The sequence below is a fragment of the Mycobacterium sp. ST-F2 genome (assembly GCF_001905655.1).
Classification (GTDB): Bacteria; Actinomycetota; Actinomycetes; order Mycobacteriales; family Mycobacteriaceae; genus Mycobacterium.
Genome location: NZ_JMHT01000030.1, coordinates 1 through 26,306 on the forward strand (window position 1 = coordinate 1; position 26,306 = coordinate 26,306).

The following is a 26,306-nucleotide window of genomic DNA, read 5'->3' on the forward strand; positions in this document are numbered from 1 at the left end:
AACAAACCCGACTCTAATTCCGGGTGGACTCAGAATCGGGGACTCGCCACGACATCAACGTGATCGACGAGACATTTTTGATCATATGTCTCGTTTTTTGCTGACTCGCGTGTTTCGCTTTGTTATAACTGGAACGCGTTCTAGTCGGGGTCTGAGGGGGAAGCCCATGCCAATGCACAGCCGTCAGCAGTTGCCAACTGGCGCAGCCAGATTCGTTGGGCGGGTCGGTGCGTTGGCCGTCGCCCTGGGGATCGGTGTGGCCGTGGCGAGCAGCCCTGGCGTCGCGTTCGCCGCGCCGAGTGACGCCGGGGGATCGTCGACGGGTAGCCAAGCCAAGGGCGAGAGCCAAGCCAAGGGCGCCGGCGACAAGGCCGATGACGACAAGCCCAAGGCCGACAAAGGCGCCAAGCGTTCCGGTGCGGCGCAGTCGGGAAAGAAGTCGTCGAAGCGTCCCACAGGAAAGGTGGACGTTGCGACGCCGTCGGCTGCGAAGGACACGACCGACACCGACACGGCGTCTGGCCCTGATGTGAAGCCCGCGATCAAGAAGGTGTCGGCCACACCGACTGCTACGGCAACGCAGAAGCATGTGACGACGCCGGAGGCCGCGGTGCAAGACGCACCTGCACGTCCGGCGCCGCGGGCGCATGTGGTCGTGCCGGTGGCGGCGATCGGCGCCCCGGTCGCCGCGGTCAACGCGGCTGTGTCGCACGCACTCTCGTCGGTGGGGCTGCTCGGGACTGCGAATGCGTCCGGTAACCCGGTGGCACCATTGCAGAATGCCGCGCTGTCGGCGCTGCTGGGCGCCACCCGTCGGGAGACTGCGGCATCCTCTGCGACAACGGCTTTGGCGGCCGCACCGGCGACGCTCCAGGCCAATCCCACGGTGCTCGGCACGTCTCAGCAACTGGCGGCCGAGAAGAAGGCCACCGCCATCGTGAACACGCTGCCGATGCAGTTCATGAAGGTGATCCTGAAGGTGGCGTTCTATTTCAATGCACAGCAACAGTTCCGGAAGATCGGTGGTCCGGATCGGGAGAACCTGGACCAACTGAGCCAGGCGGTCGACGAGTACGCCCAGCAGGCCGCCATGGAATACCAACTGCTCAACCCGATGCGGCCGACGGTCCTGGAAATGGTTATGCCGCCGCACAATTGGTTCGGTCGGTCGGTCACCGGGACCCGCATCCTGTACGACAATCCGGACACCATCTACCGGATGATGGCGGTCAACTCGACGTCGTCGTACGTCATCAGCGGGAAGTTCGGCCCGGGTGAGCGGCCGGCGGAGACGACGTTCAGCGTATTGACCGGTCTCGGCGGCAAGACGGCCGTGGTGCTCAATGCGAAGGACATGGACATCAACCCGGACGGGACCTTCACCGTGACGGTCAGTTCGAAGCCGGGCGCTCTGGGCGAGAAGAATCACCTGCAGATCCCGACCGACACCACCCTGATCGTGGCGCGGAACACCTTGTCGGACTGGAACGCTCAGGAGCCGATGAGCTTGTCCATCGAGCGGGTCAGTGGTCCGCGGAACAGTCTGTTCGCGCAGATCGGTGGCTTCGACATTCCAGGGCTGGGGCCAACCGTCTCGGGTAATCCGTTCCTGACCAATCTGGTCTCGCTCGTCCCGCCGTTGCCATTCATGCCGCGGTTCCTGCAGGGCCTGGAGTCGTCGGTGATCCTCGCGCTCGGGCTGCGGATGGAACCGCAGTACATGGATGTGGCGACAAAAGATTCATCGGGAAAGACGAAGCCGCCCAACGTCTTCACCGATCCCGAGAGCAACGCGACCTTCCTGTCGACACAGGTGCAGAGCCCGGGCTACTTCCAACTGGCCGATAACGAGGCCCTGGTGCTGACGATCAAGCCCGGCGACGCGGGCTATTTCGTCGTCCCGGTGACCAATGACTGGACCATCACCAAGAACTACTGGGATCAGCAGACCAGTCTGAACATCGCGCAGTCGGTGGCCAATGCGGACGGCAGCTACACCATCGTCGTATCGCCGACCGATCCCGGCGTGGCCAACTGGGTGTCCACCGGTGGCCTGAACCAGGGCACCATCTCGATCCGCTTCCAGGACGTCGACACCACTCCGGGCGCCGAGCTGCCGAAAGTGAGCTCACAGGTCGTCGCGCTGAGCGACCTCGGCACCGTCCTGCCGGCCAGCACGACGTATGTCACTGCGGCGCAACGGCAGGCGGCCCTCGATGCGCGCAAGGCCGGGTTCGACAGCCGCTTCGCGCCTTACCCCCAGGTGTGATTCACCATTCGTGGTTCGGGCACTGCACGTCCACGTAAACCGTGGCAGCGACCGGGCCGCCCGGTTTGATGTTGCCCGGGTTGTTGACGTTGGTGACCCAGCAGACGCTGAGTGGCTTGACGTCGAAACCGTTGGTCCAGTTGATGTAGACGAGGTAGCCCGCGGCCTGAAGGTTGTTGACGACGTCGGCGGCCGAACCGCCCGTATTGAGCAGGAGATCGGCGGTGGCGAGCGGCGCCAGCGTCACCGACGTCGCGAGCGCACCGGCTGCTGCGGCCAGCGCGATGTGTCGCTTCATGGTGCCCATGATCCTCCGAATGAGGGCACTCGGCCGCCGGAACGTGCTGTGAATGTCAGGCCAGCACGGCCAGTTGCGTCGGCTCGGACAGCCCACGCAACGTGACGGTGTCACCCAAAGTCCAGTTCGCCCTTTCGGATTCGCTGACGGCGTCGAGCATGTCTGCGGCGGCCGCAAGATGCCCCGGGACGGACTTGGCGAGCTCGCACAGGCGGGCCGCTTCGTTCACCGGCTCACCGATCACGGTGTACTCGAACCGTTCCTTGGCGCCGACATTGCCGGCGACCACAGTGCCGGCGGCGACGCCGAGCCCGGCTTTCAGCTCGGGCACTTCGTCACGTAGCCGCGACGCGATGGCCCGGGCGGCGGCGAGGGCGTCACCTTCGGTGCACTGCAACGACACCGGCGCCCCGAACACCGCCAGAACAGCGTCACCTTCGAATTTGTTGACGAACCCGTGGTGCCGGTCCACCTCGTCGACGATGACGGCGAAGAAGCGGTTCAGCAGGTCGACGACCTCGACGGCGGGGCGGCTGGCCACCAGCTGGGTCGAGCCGATGACGTCGACGAAGATCACCGCCGCGTGCCGCTCTTCACCGCCGAGTTGCGGCTTCTCCTGTTCGGCGAGCGCGGCGACTTCACGTCCGACGTGCCGGCCGAACAGGTCGCGTACCCGTTCGCGTTCCCGCAGCCCGTGCACCATCGAGTTGAATCCGCGTTGCAGCTCACCCAATTCGGTGCCGTCGAACACGACGAGGTCGGTATCCAGGTCGCCGGCTTCGACCTGGCTGAGTGCGCGCCGCACGATGCGGATCGGCGCGGTCGTCATCGACGACAGCAGCCACATGAGGAAGAAGCCGAATACCAATGCGAACACCGCAAGAACCGCGATGGCGAAAGCGAACTGGGTGGGCGTCAGGCTGCTGATGGTCAACGCCACGACCGCGGCGAGCAGGATGCCGAGCATCGGCACTCCCGAGCTCATGGCCCAGACCATCATGGTGCGGCCCATGATGCTCGACGCCAGCCGCGCGGGCGGCCGACCGGCCTGCAGTGCCTGCGCGGCCACCGGGCGGAGCGCGAACTCGGTGAACAGATAGCAGCTGGTGGACACGACGATGCCGGGAAACGTGATACCCAACAAGAACTTTGGGATGAATTCCGGGTTGTGGACGGCGTACAGCGTGGTGATCACGGCCGCATCCGAGAACCAGAGGAACAGCACCACGCGGGTCAACCGGCCGGGGGCACGCAAGACGGCCATCTGATCGGCGGGCGTGGGTGGCAGTTCGGCGAGGGCCCACCGCAAGCTGCCGATGACCGTGCTGCTTGCCCACACGGCGCCGACCACGAAGGTGGCGAAAACCCACAGCGGTGTGAACACGACGGTGATCCAGAAGACGTCGGGCCCGTAGACGTTCGGGGTGGGGAAGAGGACGTTGGTCACCAGGGTGGTGACCGCGACGCCGATGAGGTTGGCGACGATGACGAACGTCGTCAGGATGATCTGAATCCGGATGCGGCGCCGGCGCTGACTTTCCGACACCCGACCCAACAACCAGGATCCGTACTCGTTGGTCGCGCGCGGGGTGATGGCCTCCCGCACCCGCTCCAGGCGGTGCGCCACGGGGTTGTCGGCAGTCATGGTGGCGTCAGCCTAATTCGTGCACCGCAACGAACGGGGCATTTGGTGGCCGCTTCCCGGCGCTGGAACCCACTGGCCCTAAGGTGGGTCGGGTGCGTCTCGTGATCGCCCAGTGCACTGTTGACTACGTCGGACGTCTGACCGCACATCTGCCGTCGGCCCGTCGCCTGCTGTTGTTCAAGGCCGACGGATCGGTGAGCGTGCATGCCGACGACCGTGCCTACAAGCCGTTGAACTGGATGACGCCGCCGTGTTGGACCGTGGAGGAAGCGGCGCAGGACGGCGTTTCGGCGTTGGTGTGGGTCGTCGAGAACAAGGCCGGCGAGCAGCTGCGGATCACCGTCGAGGACATCGAGCACGACTCCAGTCATGAGCTCGGGGTCGACCCCGGTCTGGTGAAGGACGGTGTCGAGGCGCACCTGCAAGAGCTGCTCGCCGAGCATGTCGAGCTGCTGGGGGTCGGATACACCCTGGTGCGGCGCGAGTACCCGACGCCGATCGGCCCCGTGGACCTGCTGTGCCGCGATGAGACCGGTGCGTCGGTCGCGGTGGAGATCAAGCGCCGCGGCGAGATCGACGGCGTCGAGCAGCTGACGCGGTACCTGGACCTGCTCAACCGCGACAGCGTGCTGGCACCGGTGGCCGGGGTGTTCGCGGCCCAGCAGATCAAGCCGCAGGCCCGCACGCTCGCCACGGACCGTGGAATCCGTTGCGTGACTTTGGACTACGACAAGATGCGCGGCATGGACAACGACGAGTTCCGGTTGTTCTGATGCCCAGACGGCGTCCGGAACGGCCACGGCGTGAACCGCCGCCGCTGTTCGGGCTGTCGTCGCGCCGGGTGGAGACCGGGCCCGACGGATACGACTACGAGGTACGGCCGGTGGCGGGCTCGCGCGCTGTCAAGACGTACCGGTGCCCGGGGTGTGATCACGAAATCCGCCCGGGCACAGCGCATGTGGTGGTGTTACGGGTCGACGACGCCGAAGACCGCCGGCACTGGCACACGCCGTGCTGGGCGAATCGGGGGACCAGGAGCCCGACCCGGAAATGGAGTTAGTGGTGTGAGTCCGCTGCGGGCTCGACCAGCTCGATCAGCACGCCACCGGCATCCTTCGGGTGGATGAAGTTGATACGCGAGTTGGCGGTACCGCGGCGCGGGGCTTCGTACAGCAGACGCACGCCGTCGGCGCGCAGGCGCTCGGACAGGGCCTCGATGTCACTGGTGCGGTAAGCCAGCTGCTGCAGGCCCGGGCCGCGGGTGCTGATGAACTTGGCGATGGTCGACTTCTCATCGAGCGGCGCCAGCAGCTGAATCTGGGCGCTACCCACCGCAGCGCCACGGACCGAGAGCATGGCCTCGCGGACGCCCTGGTCCTCGTTGACCTCTTCGTGCAGGACGATCATGCCGAGGTGGTCGTGGTACCAGCGAATCGCGACGTCCAGATCCGGCACGGCGATACCGACGTGATCAATGGCGGTCACGAGGGCGCTGGCCAGCGCGGGACGGGCATCGACATGTTCGGTGGTCATAACGTAAAGGTAACCTGATACGACCGAATTTGCGCCTGTGTGATCGGCCACATTAGCCGTTACAGATTTGTTGGAGGATGGAAATGACGACCTCGGTAATTGTTGCCGGTGCCCGCACTCCGGTGGGCAAGCTGATGGGTTCGCTGAAGGATTTCTCGGGCAGTGACCTGGGCGCGGTGGCGATCCGGGGCGCGCTCGAGAAGGCTGGTGTGGACGCCTCTGAGGTGGATTACGTGATCATGGGCCAGGTGCTGACTGCTGGTGCCGGGCAGATGCCGGCGCGTCAGGCGGCGGTCGGTGGCGGTATCCCGTGGGATGTGCCGTCGTTGACGATCAACAAGATGTGCCTGTCGGGTATCGATGCGATCGCCCTGGCGGATCAGCTGATTCGCGCCGGCGAGTTCGAGGTCGTGGTGGCCGGTGGGCAGGAGTCGATGAGCCAGGCCCCGCACCTGTTGCCCAAGAGCCGGGAGGGCTACAAGTACGGCAGCGTGACCGCGCTCGATCACCTGGCCTATGACGGGTTGCATGATGTGTTCACTGATCAGCCGATGGGCGCGTTGACCGAGCAGCGCAACGATCAGGACCAGTTCACCCGCGCCGAGCAGGACGAGTTCGCCGCCCAGTCGCATCAGAAGGCGGCCGCGTCCTGGAAGGACGGGGTGTTTGCCGACGAGGTCGTGCCGGTGTCGATCCCGCAGCGCAAGGGGGATCCGATCGAGTTCGCCGAGGACGAGGGCATCCGCGGGAACACCACCGCCGAGTCCTTGGGCGGGTTGAAGCCGGCGTTCCGTAAGGACGGCACCATCACCGCGGGGTCGTCGTCGCAGATTTCTGATGGCGCGTGTGCGGTGGTGGTCATGAGCAAGGAGAAGGCCGAGTCACTGGGGTTGACCTGGTTGTGTGAGATCGGCGCCCATGGCGTGGTCGCCGGCCCGGATTCGACGTTGCAGTCCCAGCCGGCCAACGCCATCAAGAAGGCTGTGGAGCGTGAGGGCATCACCGTCGACCAGCTGGACGTCATTGAGATCAATGAGGCGTTCGCGGCGGTGTCGCTGGCCTCGACCAAGGAACTCGGGGTGGACCCGGCCAAGGTGAACGTCAACGGTGGCGCCATCGCGATCGGTCACCCGATCGGGATGTCGGGTGCCCGGATCACGCTGCACGCGGCGCTGGAACTGGCCCGCAAGGGTTCGGGTTACGCCGTCGCGGCGCTGTGTGGTGCCGGCGGTCAGGGCGACGCCCTGATCCTGCGCCGCCCGTAGTTTTCGCGAGGTGTGAACTACGCCTCGTAGTAGTCGGCCCGTCACTCGGGCACAATGGCGCCATGAACGCTGTTGTGCCCCGGGTGGCGGGCTGGTTTCGTTTGATCGCTCTGGCCGAGGCCGTCAGCTGGGTTGGGCTCCTGACCGGGATGTACTTCAAGTACCTCGGCACGCCCCGCACCGAGATAGGTGTCCAGATCTTCGGCATGGTCCATGGCCTGGTGTTCCTGGCGTTCGTGGCCACCGGACTGGTCGTCGGTTGGGCCGCGCGGTGGTCGCTGGTCACCTGGGTAGCGGCGGCGGTGTCCAGCGTTGTGCCGCTGGCCAGCGTGATCTTCGTGCGTTGGGCCGACCGCAATGGCGCACTGGTCGTCGGGCCTGCTGCGACCGAGGCCGAACCGGAGACCTCTGCCGTCGCGTGACAGACTGGAGAGCGTGACTCGTCCGCGTCCTATCGGTCCCGCGCTGGCTGGTGCGGTGGACCTCTCCGCGCTCAAGAACCGTCCCGCCGAAGGTGCTGCCGCTGCCGGTGGCGCGCCGGGTGGCATCGAGATCACCGAGGCCAATCTCGAAGCCGAGGTGCTGATCCGCTCCGGCGAGGTACCGGTCGTCGTGCTGTTGTGGTCGCCGCGCAGTGACTCGAGTGTCCAGCTGGGGCAGACACTGTCCGCGCTGGCCGCCGAGGACGGTGGCAAGTGGTCGTTCGGCACCGTCAATGTCGACACCTCTCCCCGCATTGCCCAGATGTTCGGCATCCAGGGTGTGCCGACGGTCGTCGCCCTGGCCGGTGGACAGCCGATCACTTCATTCGAGGGTGGCCAGCCGGCGGATCAGCTGCGGCGCTGGGTCGACTCGTTGTTGCAGGCGACCGCCGGCAAGCTGGGCGGTGGCGCCGGAGGCGAGGAGGAGCAGGTCGACCCTGCGCTCGCCCAGGCCCGGGAAGCCCTGGACACCGGAGACTTCGACGGGGCTCTGGCCGCGTACCAGGCGATCCTCGATGCCGATCCGGCGCATGTCGAGGCCAAGGGTGCCGTGCAGCAGATCGCGTTCCTGCAGCGCGCGTCCGCGCAGCGTCCGGAGGCCGTGCGTCTGGCCGACGCCTCGCCCGACGACATCGACCTGGCCTTCGCGGCCGCCGACGTGCAGCTGTTCCAGCGCGATGTCCACGGTGCATTCGACCGGCTGATCGCACTTGTCAAGAAGACCGCCGGCGACGACCGCACCCGCGTACGCACCCGGCTCATCGAGTTGTTCGACTTGTTCGACCCGGCTGACCCCGAGGTCATCGCCGGCCGACGCAACCTCGCCAACGCGCTCTACTAGGGTCGCCTTTCCTCGCGATTGTTGCCCAGAAGTCGGTGACGGCTTGAGCGATCAGGTCGCTGTCGACCAGTAGTGGGCCCACGTGTCCGTCGCCGGTGAGTGTCACGACGCGGGCATCGGGCATGGTTTCGGCCGCGGCGCGGGCGTCGGCGGGGGACCAGTGCTGGTCGCCGAGATCGCCGGTCATCAGCAGTGTGGGGACGCTGACGGCGGGCAATTGGTCGGTGAGCGCCTGCCAGGAGTGCATGTATCGGATTGTGCGCCTGATGGATTCGCGGTCGGTGGCTCGGAAGGCGGCTTTGAGTTCGGCGGCGCGCTCAGGGGAGGCGGCGGTGGCTTCGGAGCCGAGTAGGACGTCGAACAGAATCTTGGCCAGCAGCGGGTTGGGGCCGAGCAGTCGGTAGGCCGCGGCCAGCGGGTAGGTCTGGGTCCAGCGCTGCCGCCGGCTGACGGGCAGGACCGGTGCGGCGATGGTGGTCAGGCTGCGCAGCCGCTGCGGTTCGGTGACGGCCAGTGTGATGCCGACGTGGCCGCCCCAGGCGTTGCCGATCCAGTCGACCACATCGAGGCCCAGGGCATCGAGCAGTTCGCCTGCGGCGTAGGCGCATTCGTCGAGTGTGAAGTCGCGGTGGATGGGGCTGCTGGTGCCGTAGCCCGGGCCGTCAATGGTCACGACCTGCCGCTGAGCGCCGAGGGTGTCAATGAGCGGACCCCAACTGCGTGAGTCGACCCAGAGACTGTGCCATAGGACGACGGGAGGTCCCGTTCCGGTGCGACGTACGTGTAGGTCGCCCAGGCGGGTGGGCACGTGGGTGTCGGGTGTCGTCATGGCGACCTCCATACAAGCTGTATGCTGATACCATACAGCTTGTATGGTCACGGTCAAGGGGGATTCGCGGGAGCGGCTCGTCGCAGTCGCGACCGAGTTGTTCGGTGAGCACGGCTATCACCAGACCGGTACGGAGGAGATCGTCCGCCGCAGCGGCGTGACCCGTGGCTCGCTGTATCACCATTTCGCGGACAAGGAAGCGCTCTTCGAAGAGGTCTTCGACCGCGCCGACCAGGTCGTCAGCACCCGGGTCCGGGAGGCTGCCGCGGCGGCGGCCGAGCGTGGCGAGGATGCGTGGTCGGTGTTCCTCGCCGGCTGGGATGCAGTGCTGGACACCGCGATTGACGCGCCGCTGCAGCGGATCCGCGTGGTCGACGCGCCTGCCGTGCTGGGCTGGCAGAAGTGGCAGGAGCGCAACGCCCGCTACACGCTGGCCAATATCGAGGCCGGCCTCGTCAGCCTGCTGGAGCAGGGTGTGCTTGCGCCGCAGCCGATTTCACCGCTGGCGGTGCTGCTGATGGGGCTCAGCAATCAAGCCGTGGCCGCGATCGCGGGCGCGCCAGATCCCATTCGCGCGCGCCGCGATATCGGTGCCGCGGTGTGTCGTCTCCTCGACGGGCTGCGCACGTAACCTGGCGGACGAACGCTAAGCGGGCTTGAGCCAGAGGGCGGACAGCGGCGGGAGCACGAGGACGGCGGAGGCGGGACGGCCGTGCCAGGGCTCGGCGGTCGCCTCGACGGCCCCCATGTTGCCCGCACCCGCACCGTTGTAGACCGTGGCGTCGGTGTTCAGCAGCTCCTGCCAGGTCCCGGTGTGCGGCAGGCCCAGCCGGTACTGCGAGTGCTCACTACCGGAGAAGTTGAAGACGCAGGCGATGGCCGACCCGTCGTCGCCGAACCGCAGGAAGCTCAGCACGTTGTTGCTCGAGTCGTTGGCGTCGATCCACGAATAACCCTCGGGATTGCTGTCGCGGGACCACAGCGCGCGGTTGTCGCGATAGATGCCGTTGATGTCGCGGACCAGCTGCTGCACCCCGGTGGAGAAGCTGTGCTCGCCGAGCTGGAACCAATCGAGCCCGCGTTCTTCGGACCACTCGGCGCGTTGGCCGAATTCCTGTCCCATGAACAGCAATTGCTTGCCCGGATGTGCCCACTGGTAGGCCAGCAGCTGGCGGAGACCCGCGGCCTTGGCGTGGTCGTTGCCGGGCATCCTGGTCCACAGCGTGCCCTTGCCGTGGACGACTTCGTCGTGGCTGATGGGCAGGACGTAGTGCTCGCTGTAGGCGTACAGCATGGAGAACGTCATCTCGTGGTGGTGGTAGCTGCGGTGCACCGGATCGTGGCTGATGTAGTCCAGGGTGTCGTTCATCCACCCCATGTTCCACTTCATCGAAAAGCCAAGGCCACCAAGGTTTGTCGGCCGGGTAACGCCGGGCCATGACGTGGATTCCTCGGCGACGGTGACGATGCCGGGGACCAGCTTGTGGACAGTGGCGTTCATCTCCTGCAGGAACTGCACCGCCTCCAGGTTCTCGCGGCCGCCGTAGACGTTGGGCGTCCAACCGCCTTCGGGGCGTGAGTAATCCAGGTACAGCATGGACGCGACGGCGTCGACGCGAAGGCCGTCGACGTGGAATTCCTCGAGCCAGTACAGCGCGTTGGCCACCAGGAAGTTGCGGACCTCATTGCGCCCGAAGTCGAAAACATAGGTGCCCCAGTCGAGTTGCTCGCCGCGGCGGGGGTCGGCGTGCTCATACAGCGGGGTGCCGTCGAAGCGGCCCAGTGCCCACGCGTCCTTGGGGAAGTGGGCAGGTACCCAGTCGACGATCACCCCGATGCCGGCCTGGTGCAGCGTGTCGACGAGGTAACGGAAATCGTCGGGCGTGCCCAGCCGCGAGGTCGGCGCGTAGTAGGACGTCACCTGGTAGCCCCAGGACCCGCCGAAGGGGTGCTCGGCCACCGGCAGGAGTTCGACGTGGGTGAAGCCCTGCGCCACCACGTATTCGGTGAGTTCTACGGCCAGCTCCCGGTAACTCAGTCCGGGGCGCCAGGACATCAGGTGCACCTCGTAGGTGCTCATGGGCTCGAAGATCGGGTTCCGCTCGGCGCGGGCGGTCATCCACTCGTCGTCATGCCAGACATAGTTGCTGACAAAGGTTTTCGACGCCGTGAGCGGCGGCACCTCGGTGCTGAAGGCCATCGGGTCGGCGCGGTCGCTGATGGCGCCAGTGCTGGTCCGGATACGGAACTTGTACAAACTGCCGGCTTCGAAGCCGGGCCAGAACAGCTCCCACACCCCGGACGAGCCCAGCGCCCGCATCGGCGCCTCGGTGCCGTCCCAGTGGTTGAAGTCGCCGATCAGGTTGACGCCCTTGGCGTTCGGCGCCCACACCGCGAACGAGAATCCCTCGACCACGCCGTCCGGCGTGGTGAACGAACGGGGTTGTGCACCAAGGATTTCCCACAGCCGTTCGTGCCGTCCCTCGGCCAGCAGGTGCAGATCCATGTCACCGAGCGTCGGCAGGAAGCGGTAAGGGTCGGCCGTGGTGTGCACGACGTCACCGGGATATTCGACTTCGAAGCGGTAGTCGGCCAGATCGGTGAACGGCACCTCGACGGCGAACACGCCACCCTCGATGGCCTCCATCGGGTAGCGCTTCTTGCCGATCAGCGCGGTGACCCCGGTGGCGTGCGGGCGCAGGGCCCGGATGACGGTGCGCTTGCCGTATTCATGCGCACCCAGGATCGAATGCGGGTCGTGGTGTTCACCGGCCAGTAGCCGGGCCAGGTCGGCCACGGGTGGCCGCAGGTTGCTGGTCACGGCTGCCTCCGCAGGAGGTTCAGCCGTTTGTCGTACGGGATTTGCGGCATGTTCAGTACGTGGGCTACCGCTCTGCCCGGGTCCAGTCGAACGTAATTTGCTGCGCCCCATTGGTATTCCTCACCGGTGATCTCGTCTCGTACCCAGAACCGGTCGTGGTCCTCCATACCGAGGGCGCCCATGTCCAGCCAGAGCGTTGCCTGCTCGGGGCCGTATGGGTTGAGCGTCAACACCACAAGGACGGTGTCGCCGGTAACCGGGTCGAACTTGCTGTACGCCAACATCGAATCGTTGTCGACGTGATGGAACTTGATGGTCCGTAATTGGCTGAGTGCCGGGTGCACGCGCCGAATCTCGTTGAGCCGGGTCAGCAGCGGCTCCAGGGACCGGCCGCCGGCCAGCGCGCCCTCGAAGTCCCGTGGCCGCAACTGGTACTTCTCCGAGTCGAGATACTCTTCGCTGCCCTCGCGGACGGCCACGTGCTCGAACAGTTCGTAGCCGGAGTACACGCCCCACGACGAGCTCAGGGTCGCCGCCAGCACCGCGCGGATCGCGAACATGCCCGGACCGCCGTGCTGCAGGCTGGCATGCAGGATGTCGGGGGTGTTGACGAACAGGTTGGGCCGGTAGAAGTCGGCGTACTTGGCGATCTCCTGGCCGAACTCGGTGATCTCCCACTTGTAGGTGCGCCACGTGAAATACGTGTACGACTGCGTGAAGCCGAGTTTCGCGAGCCCGTACAGACGGGCCGGGCGGGTGAACGCCTCCGACAGGAACAGCACGTCGGGGTCGATGTTCTTGGCTTGCGCGATCAGCCACGCCCAGAAATTCGCCGGCTTGGTGTGCGGGTTGTCGACGCGGAAGATCTTGACGCCGTGCGACATCCAGAACTTGACCACGCGCAGCACCTCGTCGTACAGGCCGGCCGGGTCGTTGTCGAAGTTGAGCGGGTAGATGTCCTGGTACTTCTTCGGAGGGTTCTCGGCGTAGGCGATGGTGCCGTCGGGCAACACCGTGAACCATTCCGGGTGCTCCTTGGCCCACGGGTGGTCAGGCGCGCACTGCAGCGCCAGATCGAGCGCCACCTCCAGGCCGCTGTCGCGGGCTGCGGCGATCATGTCGTCGAACTCGGCGATGGTGCCCAGGTCCGGGTGCACCGCGTCGTGCCCGCCCTCGTCACTGCCGATGGCCCAGGGGGAGCCGACGTCGCCGGGCGCCGCGGTCACGTTGTTGTTCGGGCCCTTGCGGTGCACCTTGCCGATCGGGTGTACCGGTGGCAGGTACAGGACGTCGAAACCCATTGCGGCAACGCGTGGAATGGCCTTCGCGGTCGTGGAGAACGTGCCGTGCACCGGCTTCCCGTCGGCGTCCCAGCCGCCGGTGGACCGGGGGAAGAGCTCGTACCAGGCACTGAACCGGGCCCGCGGACGGTCGACCCAGATGCCGTATTGCTCTCCGCGCGTGATCAATTCACGTAGGGGGTACTTGCGCAGCAGGTCCGTGACATCCTGCGCCAACGCTGCCGCGGCTCGGATGTATGGGTCGCCGGCTTCCCGCAGCCGTCGCGCGGCCGCGAGCAGCGGGGCGCGGTCGTCCTGGGGGACCGCGGTGGCGGCGCGCTCCAGGAGGGTCGCACCGACCAGGAGGTCGTTGGTCAGTTCAGCCTCGCTCTGGCCGGCTTCGAGCTTGACGGTGATGGCATGTCGCCACGTCGCGATCGGGTCGCCCCAGCCATCGACCCGGTACGTCCACAGGCCGACGGCGTCGGGGGTGAACTGGCCGTGGAACACGTCGGGCGTGAAGCCCGGCGCCATGGGCAGCCGGGTCGGCTTGACCTTGGCCCGCGGTGGGGCCGGCGCCGGTGTAGCGCCCGGCGGGGTTTCGGCGAGCTGCGGGTAGACGGGGCCGTGATACCGCACCACCAGGCTTGCGGCGACGGCGTCGTGACCTTCGCGCCAGACGGTCGCGCTGATCGGAACCACTTCGCCGACCACGGCCTTGGCGGGATATCGGCCTGCGGACACCACTGGTGCGACGTCGTCGATCTCGATCCGACCGGCCACCCAAACCACTCCTTACCCGGGCATACGCCACCACACGCCGTAGTGGCTCAAAGGCCCGCCCGTGCTCTGATACCCACCGTAGTGGCCGATGACACCACAGGGGCAGCGAGCGGCTGGATGCGTTGTGCACAGTCGCTGAACTGACCCTGCACGTGAAAAAAATGTCAGTAAGGTTGGCTCGTGTGAAAGCCCTCCGCCGGTTCACCGTCCGTGCCCACCTGCCCGAACGCCTCGCCGCCCTGGAGCGGCTGTCCATCAACCTGCGCTGGTCCTGGCATACGCCGACACAGGAGCTGTTCGCCGAGATCGATCCGGTGCTGTGGGAACAGGTCGGCGCCGATCCGGTGGCGCTGCTGGGGGCCGTGAGCCCCGCACGGCTGGACGAACTGGCGGCCGACGACGACTTCGTCGGCCGCGTGAACCATCGGGCCGCCGAGCTGGACAGCTATCTGAGCCGCCCGCTCTGGTACCAGGAGCAGGCCGACCTCGCCGAGGACGGCGGCCCCGCCATGCCGAAGGGCATCGCGTACTTCTCCATGGAGTTCGGTGTCGCGGAGGTGCTGCCCAACTACTCGGGTGGTCTGGGCATCCTCGCGGGCGATCACCTCAAGTCGGCATCCGATCTCGGTCTGCCGCTGATCGCGGTGGGGCTGTACTACCGGTCCGGCTACTTCAAGCAGTCGCTGACGGCCGACGGCTGGCAGAACGAGAATTATCCGTCGTTCGATCCGCAGGGCCTGCCGCTACGGCTGCTGACCGGAGCCGACGGCCAGCCGGCGCTCGTGTCGCTGAACCTGCCCGAATCGCAGGTGCTGCGGGCGCGGGTCTGGGTGGCGCAGGTCGGGCGAGTTCCGTTGCTGCTGCTCGACTCTGACATTCCGGAGAACGATCACGAGCTGCGTTCGGTGACCGACCGGCTGTACGGCGGCGACCAGGAGCACCGGATCAAGCAGGAGCTGCTCGCCGGTATCGGTGGCATCCGCGCGATCCGGGCATTCACCGAGATCGAGGGCATCCAGGCGCCCGAGGTCTACCACATGAACGAAGGCCACGCGGGTTTCCTTGGCGTGGAGCGCATTCGGGAGTACATCAGCGGGTCGGGACTGGACTTCGAGACCGCGCTGACGGTGGTCCGCTCGTCGACGGTGTTCACCACCCACACCCCGGTGCCGGCCGGTATCGACCGCTTCCCGGTGGAGATGGTCCGCCGCTACTTCGACGACACCGTGGCCTCGCCGCTGCTGCCCGAGGTGCCGCTGTACCGAGTGGTCGCGTTCGGCGCCGAGGATGACCCGGACAAATTCAACATGGCGCACATGGGTTTACGGCTCGCGCAGCGCGCCAACGGAGTGTCGCTGCTGCACGGCCGGGTCAGCCGCGGCATGTTCAACGAACTGTGGCCGGGCTTCGACCAGTCCGAGGTGCCCATCGGGTCCATCACCAACGGCGTGCACGCGCCGACCTGGGCCGCGCCGCAATGGCTGGAGCTGGGCCGCGAGTTGGTCGGCGTCGAGGGGATGGAGGCCGTCGACCAGGCGGCCGGGGAGCCGCAGCTATGGCAGCGGTTGCACGACGTCGACCCCGGTCACCTCTGGTGGATCCGGTCGCAGCTGCGCGAGATGCTGATCGCCGATGTGCGGGCCCGGCTGCGCCGTTCCTGGCTCGAGCGCGGCGCCACAGAAGCCGAATTGGGCTGGATCGCAAACGCTTTCGACCCCTCGGTGCTGACCATCGGGTTCGCGCGTCGAGTGCCCACGTACAAGCGGTTGACGTTGATGTTGCGCGACCCGGAACGGCTGGAAAAGCTGCTGCTCGATGAGTCGCGGCCGGTGCAGCTGATCGTCGCAGGCAAGTCGCATCCGGCCGACGACGGTGGCAAGGCGCTGATCCAGCAGGTGGTGAAGTTCGCCGACCGGCCCGAGGTGCGGCACCGGATCGCCTTCCTGCCGGACTACGACATGTCGATGGCCCGCTTGCTCTACTGGGGCTGCGATGTGTGGCTCAACAACCCGCTGCGTCCGCTGGAGGCTTGTGGTACCTCGGGCATGAAGAGCGCGCTGAACGGCGGGCTCAACCTCTCGATCCGTGACGGTTGGTGGGACGAGTGGTACGACGGCGAAAACGGTTGGGAAATCCCGACTGCCGACGGTGTCACGGACGAGGCCCGGCGTGACGACCTCGAAGCCGCCGCGCTGTACGACCTGATGCAGAACTCGGTGGCACCCAAGTTCTACGAGCGCAACGAGCACGGTGTCCCGATGCGCTGGGTGGAGATGGTGCGGCACACGTTGCAGTCGCTCGGGCCCAAGGTGTTGGCGTCGCGCATGGTGCGCGACTACACCGAGAAGTACTACGCCCCTGCGGCACAGTCGTTCCGGCGCACGGTGGAGCCCATCGACGGCGTGCCGTTCGGCGCGGCCCGCTCGCTTGCGGCCTACCGGCAGCGGGTGACCGAGGCGTGGCCCAAGATTCAGATCACCGACGTTGACAGCTACGGGCTGCCCGACACGCCGCTGCTGGGTTCGGAGCTATCGCTGACCGCCACCGTGCAGTTGGCCGGCCTGCGCACCGATGAGGTTGTGGTGCAGGCGGTTCTGGGCCGGGTCGATGCCGGTGACCAACTGGTGGACCCGGTGACGGTGCCGATGGCGCACACGGGCTCCGGTGAGGGCGGTGTCGAGGTGTTCTCGGCGACCACGCCGCTGCCGGTGGCCGGGCCGGTCGGGTACACCGTTCGGGTGTTGCCGCACAACGCCTTACTGGCTGCCGACAACGAGCTGGGGCTGGTCACGCTGGCGTGAGTGCTCTGACTGTTGCGGTCGATGGTGGACCGTACGCGCTGGCGGCCGGCCCGGATGGCGCGATGTGGGTGACGTTGGTGTCGGCGGGTTCGGTGGGCCGGATCGACGCGGGTGGCGACGTGCGGCTGTTCGAGATCGGCGCCGACAGCCGGCCGATGCAGATCTGCGCCGGTCCCGACGGGGCCGTGTGGTTCACCTGTTCCGGCACCGATCGGCTGGGCCGAATCTCCGGTGACGGTGCGCTGACGTTCGTCGAGTTGGACACGGGCAGTGCACCGTTCGGCATCGCCGCCGGGCCCGACGACGCCGTCTGGTTCACCGCCATGGACGCCGGGACGGTCGGCCGGGTGGGCGCCGACGGCGTCGCGGAGGTGGTTGCCGTGCCGCGCGGGATGCCCTCGATGATCACCGCCGGCGGCGACGGCGCGTTGTGGTTCACGCTGAATCAGAAGTCCGCGATCGGACGACTCACTGTCGCCGGCAAGCTCTCGACTCGGCCGACGCCGACACCGTCGGCGGGGCCGGTCGGCATCTGCGCGACGCACGATGATGCGGTGTGGTTCACGGCAATCGGCGCGGACAAGCTGGGCCGCATCCCGCTGAACGACGCCATTCAGGAACTGGATCTGCCGGGCAAGCCGCACGCGGTGGTCGCCGACGAGGCCGACGGCGTGTGGGTGAGCCTGTGGGGCGCTGATGCGATCGCGCGGGTCACCGCTGATGGGGAGGTCTCGACGTTCGACCTGCCGCCGGGCAGTGAGCCGCACGGGTTGGCCGTCGATCGGGACGGCGCGCTGTGGGTGGCGCTGGAGTCCGGGTTCGTGGTGCGGCTGCCGGTCTAGCGCGCCACCGGCTGGATGGTCTGGTCGAAGTCGATGTGGTGGCCCTGCAACCACATCATCGAGCGGCCGCCGTCTTTCGCCGCTTGCCGGAACACCACCGGCAGGACCAGGTCACGCACCAGCCGGCCCACCGGTCCCGCGGCCTTACTGTTGGCCGACCGGTGCCCGTGCCGGACGATCTTCTCCACGCGGCGTCGGCGCAGCGACTCGAACGTCGTGAATGCCGTTGGGATATCAGGGCAATCGCGCAGGCACTGCGCGAGAATCACGGCGTCCTCAACCGACATCGACGCGCCCTGGCCGGCCGATGGCGCGGTGGCGTGGGCGGCGTCGCCGATGATGATCTGGTTGCGATGGTTGTGCCAGCGTTTCACCACCGGCAGGTCATACGTGGCCCATCCGACCATCGGACCGGGTGCGGCGTCGATGATGTTGTGCGCCGGGCCGACGTCGCCGGACATCAACTGGTGCAGCCAGTTTCGCCAGTCGACGTCGGTCATGTCGGACAAGGTGCCGCGTTCTGGCTCGCGCGCCATCGGCGGGTTGGCGAACCAGACGGTGCCACCGTCCGGGGTGGGAAACCAGGCGAAGAAGCAGCGGGTGCCGAACTGCATCCGGAATTCTCGCGGCGGCACGTCGACGGTGAAGTTCGGGATGTAGCCGCCGACGTTGAGCACCGGCACGTAGCGCGGCGTGTGTGCCGCCGGATCGATCATGCGGCGCACCGTGGAGTGGATACCGTCGCAGCCGATGAGCAGATCACCGGTTGCGCTGCTGCCGTCGGCGAACTGTGCCCGGACGCGGCCGTCGGAAGCCGTTGTCGCGGAGACGAATTCCTTGCCGTAGTCGTACCGGGCACCACGGGCCGCGGCCAGCGTGTTGAGTTCGCGGTACAGGTCGGCGCGCCGCATCATGACCGACAGTTGCTCGTCGGGGCGTTGTGCGGCCATCGGGATGCGGCCGAGTTCCTTGCCATTGCCCGCGATGAAGCTGATGGTGTCGTTCGGGTAGCCCAGGTTCTCGAGTGGGTCGGCCGCGTCGACGGCACGCAGTGCGTCCATGCCATTGGCCTGGAAGTTCAGCCAGGCCCCGCGCAGGTCAGCACCGGACGGGGAACGCTCGTAGAGGTGGGCGTCGATACCCACGCGCTGCAATGCGATGGCCAGCACCGGGCCGGCGACTCCGGCGCCGATGATGAGTGCTTCGGTCATACGCGTTCCTCGGTTCCTACCCAGACTGCTCGATAGTCAGATAGCTTGATCATCAAGCAATAGGATGAGAGGCGGATCGCTCGATTGTCAAGCGAAAATCCGGTGGCCGACCGTTTGGGCGCCGCGGTGCAGGACTACCAAGCCGCGGTCGACGACTTCGACCGCGAAGTCGCGCGTCTGCTCGGCATCAACACGACGGATGCGCGCTGCCTCGAGATCCTGATCCAGGAAACACCTGGTGTCACGCCGCGGGAGTTGGCCGACCGGTTGGGCCTGACGACCGGCAGCGCCACGACGATGCTCGACCGCCTGGAGAAGGTCGGGTACGTGACGCGCTCAGCGCATCCCAGCGACCGGCGCAAACTGCTGGTCCACGCCACGGATGTCGCGCGGGAGCGGGCCCTCGCACTGATCGGCCCGCTGGTCGATGCGGGACAGCGCACCCTGCTGAGTCGCTACAGCGTCGAACAGCTGGAACTGATCACCGAATTCCTCACGCGGGCAGCTGAATTGCAACGCGAGCACGTCGCGCGGTTGCGGGGGATGTGAACGGGCGGCGTCAGCTCGACGCAGCCAGCCGCTCCAGTGCGCTGCGCACCCGGACCGGATCGGTCGTCGACCAGTACGGCGGCAGTGACGACTGCAGGAACCCGCCGTAACGGGCCGTCGCCATGCGGGAATCCAGGATGGCGATGACGCCGCGGTCGTTGACGCTGCGCAGCAGCCGACCGGCGCCCTGCGCCAACAACAACGCTGCATGCGACGCGGCCACCGCCATGAACCCGTTGCCGCCGCGAGCCGCGATGGCGCGCTGACGCGCCGTCAGCAGCGGATCGTCGGGGCGGGGGAACGGGATGCGGTCGATGATCACCAGCGACAACGACGGCCCTGGCACGTCGACGCCCTGCCACAGCGACAACGTGCCGAACAGCGATGTCTCCGCGTCTTCGGTGAAGCGCCGCACCAGCGTTGACGTCGAGTCGTCGCCCTGGCACAGCACGGGGGTGTCGAGCCGTTCGCGCATGATCTCGGCGGCGGCCTTGGCGGCCCGCATCGACGAGAACAGTCCGAGGGTGCGGCCGCCGGCGGCGGTGATCAGCTCGTAGATCTCGTCCATCTGTTCCGGTGCGGCGGCGTCGCGGCCCGGCGGCGGCAAGTGCTTGGCGACGTACAGGATGCCCGATTTGGCATGGGAGAAGGGCGATCCCACGTCCATGCCCTTCCACTTCGGCGGCGTCGCGGTGCTGTCTTCCGGAATCGACAACCCCCACGCCCGCGCCATCGACTCGAAGCGCCCACCGATGGTCAGCGTCGCCGACGTCAGGACCGCGGTCACCTCGCCGAAGAGCCGGCCACGCAGTAGCCCAGCCACCGACAACGGCGCGACCCGCAGGATGTGACGCACCGAGCCCCTGGACTCTTCGCGATCGAGCCACACCACGTCGTAGCGGTCGGGGATGGCCGGGACGAACGAGTCGATGATGCGCGACGCGGTGTCGCTCAGGTCGGTCAGTGACGTAACGGCTTCGCTGCGGGCCGCTGCGGCGGTGGGGTCCGACGGTGCGGTGTCGATCGCCATCTTCACCTTGTCGGTCGAATCGCGGACCACGGTCAGGTAGGTGGCGAGCTCGTCGTCGAGCACGTCGATGCGGCCGGCTTCCATGTCGTGGATGGCCGACGACAACGTGGCGATCGAGGCCTCGAGGCGTTCTGCCAGTTCGGGTTCCACCAACCGGGCGGCCCGTCGGTGCGCGACGGCCATGGACGTCGCGGACAACTCGCCGGTGGCGACGCTGGTCACGCGGTCCACCAGCTCGTGGGCCTCGTCGACCACCAGCAGCTGGTGCTCGGGCAGGACGTTGACCTCGGAGATGGCGTCGATGGCCAGCAGCGCGTGGTTGGTGACGATGACGTCGACGGCCCCGGCCTTGGCGCGAGCCTTCTCTGCGAAACAGTCTGTGCCGTAAGGGCATCGGGTGGCGCCGATGCATTCGCGCGCGCCCACGCTGACCTGTGACCAGGCCCGGTCCAGCACACCCGGCACCACTTCGTCGCGGTCACCGCTTTCGGTGTCCGACGACCATTCGATGAGTCGCTTGACGTCGCGGCCCAAAGCCGAGGCCGCGACGGGGTTGAACAGTTCCTCCTGCGGCAGGTCCTCCTCGGCCTGCGCGCCGCTGTGAACCTTGTTGAGGCACAGGTAGTTTCCGCGGCCCTTGAGCAGCGCGAACTCGGGACGCCGGGGCAGGTGCGGGGCGAGGGCATCGGCCAGGCGGGGCAGGTCGCGGTCCACCAGCTGGCGCTGCAGCGCGATGGTCGCCGTTGACACCACCACCGGCTGGTTCGATGCGACGGCGTGCGCGATGGACGGGACCAGGTACGCCAACGACTTGCCGGTGCCGGTCCCGGCCTGGACGGCCAGGTGCTCACCCTTGTCGAAGGCGTTGCCGACGGCCTTGGCCATCTCGATCTGGCCGCTGCGCTCGGCGCCGCCGAGGGCGGAGACCGCGATGGAAAGCAGTGCCGACACGTCCGTCGGATCGGTCTTTCGGCTCATGCACCCACCAGTCGGGTCGGGATGGCCGGCTCACCGCGGGAGAGCTTGAGTCCGTCCCACGGCAGGCTGTGCAGGCCGGCGGCGACGCGGGCGCGGGCGTCGTCCAGCGAGGAGTCGTACACGACCGCGCCGGACCGCGCCAAAGGAACTGTCAGCACCCGGCCGTCGTCCGCGGGCACTGCGTCGGCGGGGTGCACCACCTCTTCGACGATGGTTCCCGACTCTTTCGCCAATCGTATCGCGGCTTTGCGGCCACCGTGAGATTCCTTGTGGCTGCTGCGTTTTGCCACGGGCATGCCGTCGACCTCGACGAGCTTGTAGACCATCGACGCCGTCGGCGCACCGGAGCCCGTCACCACCGAGGTACCCACGCCGTAGACGTCGACGGGCGCGGCGGCGAGCCCGGCGATCGAGTACTCGTCGAGGTCGCCGGACACCACGATGCGGGTCTTGGTCGCGCCCAACCCGTCGAGCTGGTCGCGCACCTGGCGGGCCATGACGCCGAGGTCGCCGGAGTCGATCCGCACCGCGCCTAGCTCGGGCCCGGCCACGGCGACGGCATTGGCCACGCCCTGGGTGATGTCGTAGGTGTCCACGAGCAGCGTCGTCCCGACGCCCAACGCGTCGACCTGGGCGCGGAACGCGGCGACCTCGTCGGGACCGCTCGCCGCGGTGTGCACCAGGGTGAAGGCGTGCGCGCTGGTGCCCCGCGCGGGGACGCCGTAGGTCCGCTGGGCCTCCAGGTTCGACGACGAGAAGAACCCGGCGATGTACGCCGCCCGCGCGGCCGCGACAGCTGCCTGCTCATGCGTGCGCCGCGAGCCCATCTCGATGAGTGGCCGGCCGCTCGAGGCGCTGACCATACGGGCGGCGGCCGAGGCGATCGCGGTGTCGTGATTGAAGATCGACAGGACCAGGGTCTCGAGGATCACGCACTCGGCGAACGTGCCGTGGATCGAGAGCACGGGGGAATCCGGAAAGTACAGCTCACCTTCGGGGTAGCCGTCGATATCGCCGCGGAACTCGTAGTCGGCCAGCCAGCGCAGCGTCTCGGCATCGAGAAAGTCCAGCGAGGCGAGCGCGGCGTCGTCGAACCGGAACTCGGCGAGCGCCGACAGGAACCGTGCGGTCCCGGCGACCACGCCGTACCGGCGACCGAAGGGCAGTCTCCTGGCAAACACTTCGAACGACGCGCGGCGATGTGCGGTGCCGTCGCGCAGGGCGGCAGCGAGCATGGTGAGCTCGTATTTGTCGGTCAGCAACGCGGCGGTCACAGACCTCACCGTACTGGTTCTGCGACCCGCGACCACCCGGCTATTCTGGGCTCATGGTTCTGGGTGCCAGCTCGTCGACGGTAGTCGCGCGGACAAGCCCCGCGACTGATGTCGAAGAGGTGGCCGGCCTGGACAGTCCGTGGGTGACCATCGTCTGGGACGACCCGGTGAATCTGATGACCTATGTGACGTACGTCTTCCAGAAGCTGTTCGGTTACAGCGAGGTGCGCGCCACCGAGCTTAGCTGATGATGCAGGTGCACACCGAGGGCAAGGCCGTCGTCTCGGCGGGCAGCCGCGAGTCGATGGAGGTCGACGTCACCAAACTGCACGCAGCCGGACTGTGGGCAACCATGCAGCAGGACCGCTGAGCGGTGCGTAAGTGGAAGCGCGTCAACACGTCGTCGGGCGTGCGCATCAAGTCCGGCCTGGAAGCGCATGAAGTCACGATGCTCAGGAACCTCGTCGGCTCGCTCATCGAGATGCTCGACGATCGCGAATCCTCCTCACCGCGTGACGAACTCGCCGAACTGACCGGCATGAAGATCGGGCCGTCGCAGGCCCCCGACGACGACACCATGCGCCGGCTGTTGCCGGACTTCTACCACGACCCGGCCAAGCATCCGGACGGCCGCGCTGCCGGGGAGAGCCTCAACGGTGCCCTGCGCAGCCTGCACGAGCCCACCATCGTCGACGCCAAACGACAAGCCGCGCAACAGCTTCTGGATTCACTGCCGGACCCGGCCGGAAAATTCGAGCTGACCGAGGAACAGGCCGAGGCCTGGGCGTCCGCGATCAACGACGCCCGGTTGGCGCTCGGCGCCATGCTGGACATCGGACCCGATGGGCCGCAACGGCTTTCACCGGACCATCCGATGGCCGGGCATCTGGAGGTGTATCAGTGGCTGACGTATCTGCAGGAGTATCTGGTGCTGAGCCTGCTGGACGAGCGGTGACGGGCTCCATCACCGACGTCGCCGGCATCCTGGTCGGCAATCATCACCGCATCGAAGACGCCACCCTGGGCGGTGGCTGGGCCACCGGCACCACCGTCGTCGTCGCCCCGCCGGGAACCATCGGCGCGGTCGACGTCCGTGGGGGAGCGCCCGGCACCCGCGAGACCGACCTGCTCGACCCGTCCAACAGCGTGCAGCACGTCGACGCGATCGTGCTCACCGGCGGCAGCGCCTTCGGGCTCGCCGCGGCCGACGGCGTCATGACCTGGCTGGAGGAACACGACCGCGGGGTGAAGATGCCCGGCGGGCGGGTGCCCATCGTGCCAGGAGCGGTGATCTTCGACCTGCCGGTAGGGGCGTGGGCGAACCGGCCGACGGCACAGTGGGGTTACCAGGCTGCGGACGCTGCCGGCACCGACGTGCCCACCGGCAACGTCGGCGCTGGCGCGGGTGCTCGGGCCGGAGCACTCAAGGGCGGCCTCGGCACGGCGTCGGTGACGCTCGACAACGGCGTGACGGTCGGCGCGCTGGTCATCGTCAATGCGGCGGGGCACGTCGTCGACCCGCAGACCGGGCTGCCGTGGTCGGCCGACCAGATCGCCCGGTTCGGGCTGCGGCCGCCGCCGCCCGACCAGATCGAGGCGTATGCGACCCGGGTGAAGGACCCGAAGCCGCTCAACACGACCATCGCCGTCGTCGCGACCGACGCCGCGCTCAGCCCCGGCGGCTGTAAGAAGGTGGCCGTCGCCGCGCACAACGGGCTGGCCCACACCATCCGTCCGGCGCACACCGCCGTCGACGGTGACACCGTCTTCGCGCTCGCGACCGGCCGGGTGCGCATCGAGCCGGACCCCGCGACGCCGGAGCAGATGAATCCCGAGACGCGACTCATCTCCGAGATCGGGGCGGCCGCCGCCGACGCACTCGCGACCGCCGTGATGGTCGGCGTGCTGGCTGCCGAGTCGATCGCCGAGATTCCGACCTACCGCGACCTGCTGCCGGGAGCCTTCGGATAAGGCGTTGCGCCGGTAACCTGGCCCTATGAGCTACGACTTGTCTCCCACGTCGTCGAAGCCGAAGCCGCCCGCGACGTGGAAGGTCGGCGGCGTCACGATCGTCAGCTTCGTCGCGCTGCTGTGGCTCATCGAAGGCTGGGATGCGCTGCATCAGCAGAGGCTCAATCAGGACGGCATCCGGCCGCTGGAGTCCGACGGGCTCTGGGGCATCTTGTGGGCGCCGCTGCTGCACGCCGACTGGGCGCACCTGATCGCGAACACCGGCCCGGCCCTCGTGCTCGGGTTCCTGGTGACGCTCGCCGGCATGGGCCGCTTCCTCGGGGCGACGTTGATCATCTGGATTCTCGGTGGCTTCGGTACCTGGCTGATCGGCAACATCGGCGCGCCGCGCGGCGTGGAGTCCGTCCACATCGGGGCGTCCGGGCTGATCTTCGGTTGGCTGACGTTCCTCATCGTGTTCGGGTTCTTCACGCGGCACGCGTGGCAGATCGTCGTCGGGATCATCGTGTTGTTCGTGTACGGCGGTGTGCTGTGGGGCGCGCTGCCGGGGACGTTCGGCGTGTCGTGGCAGGGTCATCTGTGCGGTGGCATCGCCGGCGTGCTCGCCGCGTATTTGCTGAGCAGTCCGGAAAGGGAAGCGCGCGAACGGCGTAAGGGTTCGGCCCTGCCGTCGATTCCGACGTAATTTGCTGAATTCGGAATTCGCCGCACGCGGTGTTGCCGGAAGCGTGATCGGTATCGCTTTCGGGACCAATCGAGAAACTGGCCGCCCAATGGTGGCGTCTTTTCGTCGCAGGACGTGTTGACGTGGCAAGCTAGGGGTGTGCGCCTCACCATTCTCGGTTGCTCCGGCAGCGTGGGTGGGCCGGATTCTCCGGCCTCGGGCTATCTGCTGACCGCTCCGGACACCACACCGATGGTCATCGACTTCGGTGGCGGCGTGCTCGGCGCACTGCAGCGTCATGCTGATCCGGGCGCCGTAAATATATTGCTGTCACACCTGCATGCCGACCATTGTCTGGACTTGCCCGGGCTCTTCGTTTGGCGGCGGTATCACCCGAATCCTCCGGTCGGTCGCGCGCTGCTGTTCGGTCCGGCGGCCACCTGGCACCGGCTCGGTGCGGCGTCGTCGCCTGAGGGCGGCGAGATCGACGACATCACCGACATCTTCGACATCCAGGTCTGGGTTGACGGTCAGGACGTCGAGATCGGCGCGCTGACGGTGACGCCCCGGCTGGTGTGTCACCCGACCGAGTCCTACGGCATGCGGTTCACCGATCCGTCCGGCGCGACGCTCGTCTACTCCGCGGACACCGGTTACTGCGACGCGCTGATCGATCTGGCCCGCGGCGCCGATGTGTTCCTGTGCGAGGCGTCGTGGACCGACTCGCCGGACCGTCCGCCGAAGCTGCACCTGTCCGGCACCGAGGCCGGACGCGCGGCCCGCGAGGCCGGCGTCAAAGAGCTGCTGCTGACGCACATCCCGCCGTGGACGTCCCGCGAGGACGTCATCAGTGAGGCCAAGGCCGAGTTCGACGGACCCGTGCACGGCGTTGTCTGCAACGAGTCGTTCGACATCACCCGCCGGTAAGACTTGGGCAAGT

Annotated in this window: 23 protein-coding genes and 1 pseudogene; 15 read left to right on the forward strand and 9 right to left on the reverse strand. The window is 67.3% G+C overall.

Annotated features, from left to right (window positions below; genetic code table 11):
• Positions 1–166 precede the first annotated feature (166 nt).
• Positions 167–2,269, forward strand: coding sequence for a DUF1214 domain-containing protein (locus EB75_RS12450; RefSeq protein WP_286150167.1), 2,103 nt, complete (start codon positions 167–169; stop codon positions 2,267–2,269).
• A 1-nt stretch (position 2,270) separates the two neighbouring features.
• On the opposite strand, the gene EB75_RS12455 is transcribed toward EB75_RS12450, so the two are convergent.
• On the reverse strand, positions 2,271–2,567 hold the full coding sequence (locus EB75_RS12455; protein ID WP_142239572.1) for a hypothetical protein: 297 nt from the start codon (positions 2,565–2,567) through the stop codon (positions 2,271–2,273).
• Positions 2,568–2,622: 55 nt separating this feature from the next.
• Positions 2,623–4,212 carry an adenylate/guanylate cyclase domain-containing protein gene (locus tag EB75_RS12460; protein ID WP_073695707.1) on the reverse strand — a complete coding sequence of 530 codons (1,590 nt, stop codon included), beginning with the start codon at positions 4,210–4,212 and terminating at the stop codon, positions 2,623–2,625.
• A 92-nt stretch (positions 4,213–4,304) separates the two neighbouring features.
• Between EB75_RS12460 and nucS the strand changes: the two genes are divergently transcribed.
• Complete coding sequence (gene nucS / locus EB75_RS12465) at positions 4,305–4,985, forward strand: endonuclease NucS (RefSeq protein ID WP_073695708.1); 681 nt, start codon at positions 4,305–4,307, stop codon at positions 4,983–4,985.
• Entirely contained in the window at positions 4,985–5,272 is a 288-nt protein-coding gene (locus EB75_RS12470) for an Rv1322 family protein (RefSeq protein WP_073695709.1), read from the forward strand. The genes nucS and EB75_RS12470 overlap by 1 nt, the downstream gene beginning before the upstream one ends.
• Here the strand turns inward: EB75_RS12470 and mce are convergent.
• Positions 5,269–5,745, reverse strand: coding sequence for a methylmalonyl-CoA epimerase (mce, locus tag EB75_RS12475; protein WP_073695710.1), 477 nt, complete (start codon positions 5,743–5,745; stop codon positions 5,269–5,271). The genes EB75_RS12470 and mce overlap by 4 nt on opposite strands.
• 83 nt (positions 5,746–5,828) lie before the next feature.
• Here mce and EB75_RS12480 point away from each other — a divergent pair, with 83 nt between their 5' ends.
• The 3 genes from EB75_RS12480 to EB75_RS12490 all read left to right on the forward strand — a co-directional run bounded on the left by EB75_RS12480 (position 5,829) and on the right by EB75_RS12490 (position 8,333).
• A complete protein-coding gene (locus tag EB75_RS12480; protein WP_073695756.1) occupies positions 5,829–7,010 on the forward strand; it encodes an acetyl-CoA C-acetyltransferase in 1,182 nt (393 codons plus the stop codon).
• A gap of 62 nt (positions 7,011–7,072) precedes the next feature.
• Positions 7,073–7,432: a DUF3817 domain-containing protein gene (locus tag EB75_RS12485; protein WP_073695711.1), complete on the forward strand. Its 360-nt coding sequence runs from the start codon at positions 7,073–7,075 to the stop codon at positions 7,430–7,432.
• A gap of 13 nt (positions 7,433–7,445) precedes the next feature.
• Complete coding sequence (locus EB75_RS12490; RefSeq protein ID WP_073695712.1) at positions 7,446–8,333, forward strand: tetratricopeptide repeat protein; 888 nt, start codon at positions 7,446–7,448, stop codon at positions 8,331–8,333.
• On the opposite strand, the gene EB75_RS12495 is transcribed toward EB75_RS12490, so the two are convergent.
• A complete protein-coding gene (locus EB75_RS12495; protein ID WP_286150168.1) occupies positions 8,293–9,162 on the reverse strand; it encodes an alpha/beta fold hydrolase in 870 nt (289 codons plus the stop codon). The genes EB75_RS12490 and EB75_RS12495 overlap by 41 nt on opposite strands.
• A 43-nt stretch (positions 9,163–9,205) precedes the next feature.
• On the opposite strand from EB75_RS12495, the gene EB75_RS12500 reads away from it, so the two are divergent.
• The gene (locus tag EB75_RS12500) at positions 9,206–9,793 is read left to right on the forward strand and encodes a TetR/AcrR family transcriptional regulator (RefSeq protein ID WP_073695714.1); all 588 of its coding nucleotides are present in this window, start codon (positions 9,206–9,208) and stop codon (positions 9,791–9,793) included.
• A gap of 15 nt (positions 9,794–9,808) precedes the next feature.
• Here EB75_RS12500 and glgB read toward each other — a convergent pair whose 3' ends face one another.
• Both glgB and EB75_RS12510 read right to left on the reverse strand, forming a co-directional pair.
• On the reverse strand, positions 9,809–11,983 hold the full coding sequence (gene glgB / locus EB75_RS12505; RefSeq protein WP_073695715.1) for a 1,4-alpha-glucan branching protein GlgB: 2,175 nt from the start codon (positions 11,981–11,983) through the stop codon (positions 9,809–9,811).
• On the reverse strand, positions 11,980–14,046 hold the full coding sequence (locus EB75_RS12510; protein WP_073695716.1) for an alpha-1,4-glucan--maltose-1-phosphate maltosyltransferase: 2,067 nt from the start codon (positions 14,044–14,046) through the stop codon (positions 11,980–11,982). The genes glgB and EB75_RS12510 overlap by 4 nt, the downstream gene beginning before the upstream one ends.
• 182 nt (positions 14,047–14,228) lie before the next feature.
• On the opposite strand from EB75_RS12510, the gene EB75_RS12515 reads away from it, so the two are divergent.
• Complete coding sequence (locus EB75_RS12515) at positions 14,229–16,847, forward strand: glycosyltransferase family 1 protein (protein WP_073695717.1); 2,619 nt, start codon at positions 14,229–14,231, stop codon at positions 16,845–16,847.
• Positions 16,844–17,689 carry a virginiamycin B lyase family protein gene (locus EB75_RS12520; protein WP_073695718.1) on the forward strand — a complete coding sequence of 282 codons (846 nt, stop codon included), beginning with the start codon at positions 16,844–16,846 and terminating at the stop codon, positions 17,687–17,689. The genes EB75_RS12515 and EB75_RS12520 overlap by 4 nt, the downstream gene beginning before the upstream one ends.
• On the opposite strand, the gene EB75_RS12525 is transcribed toward EB75_RS12520, so the two are convergent.
• Positions 17,686–18,900: an FAD-dependent oxidoreductase gene (locus EB75_RS12525; protein ID WP_073695719.1), complete on the reverse strand. Its 1,215-nt coding sequence runs from the start codon at positions 18,898–18,900 to the stop codon at positions 17,686–17,688. The two genes, EB75_RS12520 and EB75_RS12525, sit on opposite strands and share 4 nt — an antisense overlap.
• A gap of 102 nt (positions 18,901–19,002) precedes the next feature.
• Between EB75_RS12525 and EB75_RS12530 the strand changes: the two genes are divergently transcribed.
• Positions 19,003–19,449 carry a MarR family winged helix-turn-helix transcriptional regulator gene (locus EB75_RS12530; RefSeq protein WP_073695720.1) on the forward strand — a complete coding sequence of 149 codons (447 nt, stop codon included), beginning with the start codon at positions 19,003–19,005 and terminating at the stop codon, positions 19,447–19,449.
• Between the two features lie 10 nt (positions 19,450–19,459).
• On the opposite strand, the gene EB75_RS12535 is transcribed toward EB75_RS12530, so the two are convergent.
• Together EB75_RS12535 and EB75_RS12540 are read right to left on the reverse strand one after the other, a co-directional pair.
• The gene (locus EB75_RS12535; protein WP_073695721.1) at positions 19,460–21,457 is read right to left on the reverse strand and encodes an ATP-dependent DNA helicase; all 1,998 of its coding nucleotides are present in this window, start codon (positions 21,455–21,457) and stop codon (positions 19,460–19,462) included.
• Positions 21,454–22,731, reverse strand: coding sequence for a nicotinate phosphoribosyltransferase (locus EB75_RS12540; protein WP_073695722.1), 1,278 nt, complete (start codon positions 22,729–22,731; stop codon positions 21,454–21,456). The genes EB75_RS12535 and EB75_RS12540 overlap by 4 nt, the downstream gene beginning before the upstream one ends.
• Before the next feature lie 53 nt (positions 22,732–22,784).
• On the opposite strand from EB75_RS12540, the pseudogene clpS reads away from it, so the two are divergent.
• From clpS to EB75_RS12565, 5 genes and pseudogenes are all read left to right on the forward strand, one after another.
• Positions 22,785–23,101 (forward strand): annotated as a pseudogene (gene clpS, locus EB75_RS12545) (ATP-dependent Clp protease adapter ClpS).
• A 3-nt stretch (positions 23,102–23,104) separates the two neighbouring features.
• Complete coding sequence (aosR, locus tag EB75_RS12550; RefSeq protein WP_073695723.1) at positions 23,105–23,686, forward strand: oxidative stress transcriptional regulator AosR; 582 nt, start codon at positions 23,105–23,107, stop codon at positions 23,684–23,686.
• Positions 23,683–24,702, forward strand: coding sequence for a P1 family peptidase (locus EB75_RS12555; RefSeq protein WP_073695724.1), 1,020 nt, complete (start codon positions 23,683–23,685; stop codon positions 24,700–24,702). Before aosR ends, EB75_RS12555 begins: the two co-directional genes overlap by 4 nt.
• A 25-nt stretch (positions 24,703–24,727) precedes the next feature.
• Complete coding sequence (locus EB75_RS12560) at positions 24,728–25,387, forward strand: rhomboid family intramembrane serine protease (protein WP_061007275.1); 660 nt, start codon at positions 24,728–24,730, stop codon at positions 25,385–25,387.
• 138 nt (positions 25,388–25,525) lie between these two features.
• Entirely contained in the window at positions 25,526–26,293 is a 768-nt protein-coding gene (locus tag EB75_RS12565) for a cyclic nucleotide-degrading phosphodiesterase (protein ID WP_073695725.1), read from the forward strand.
• Positions 26,294–26,306 lie beyond the last annotated feature (13 nt).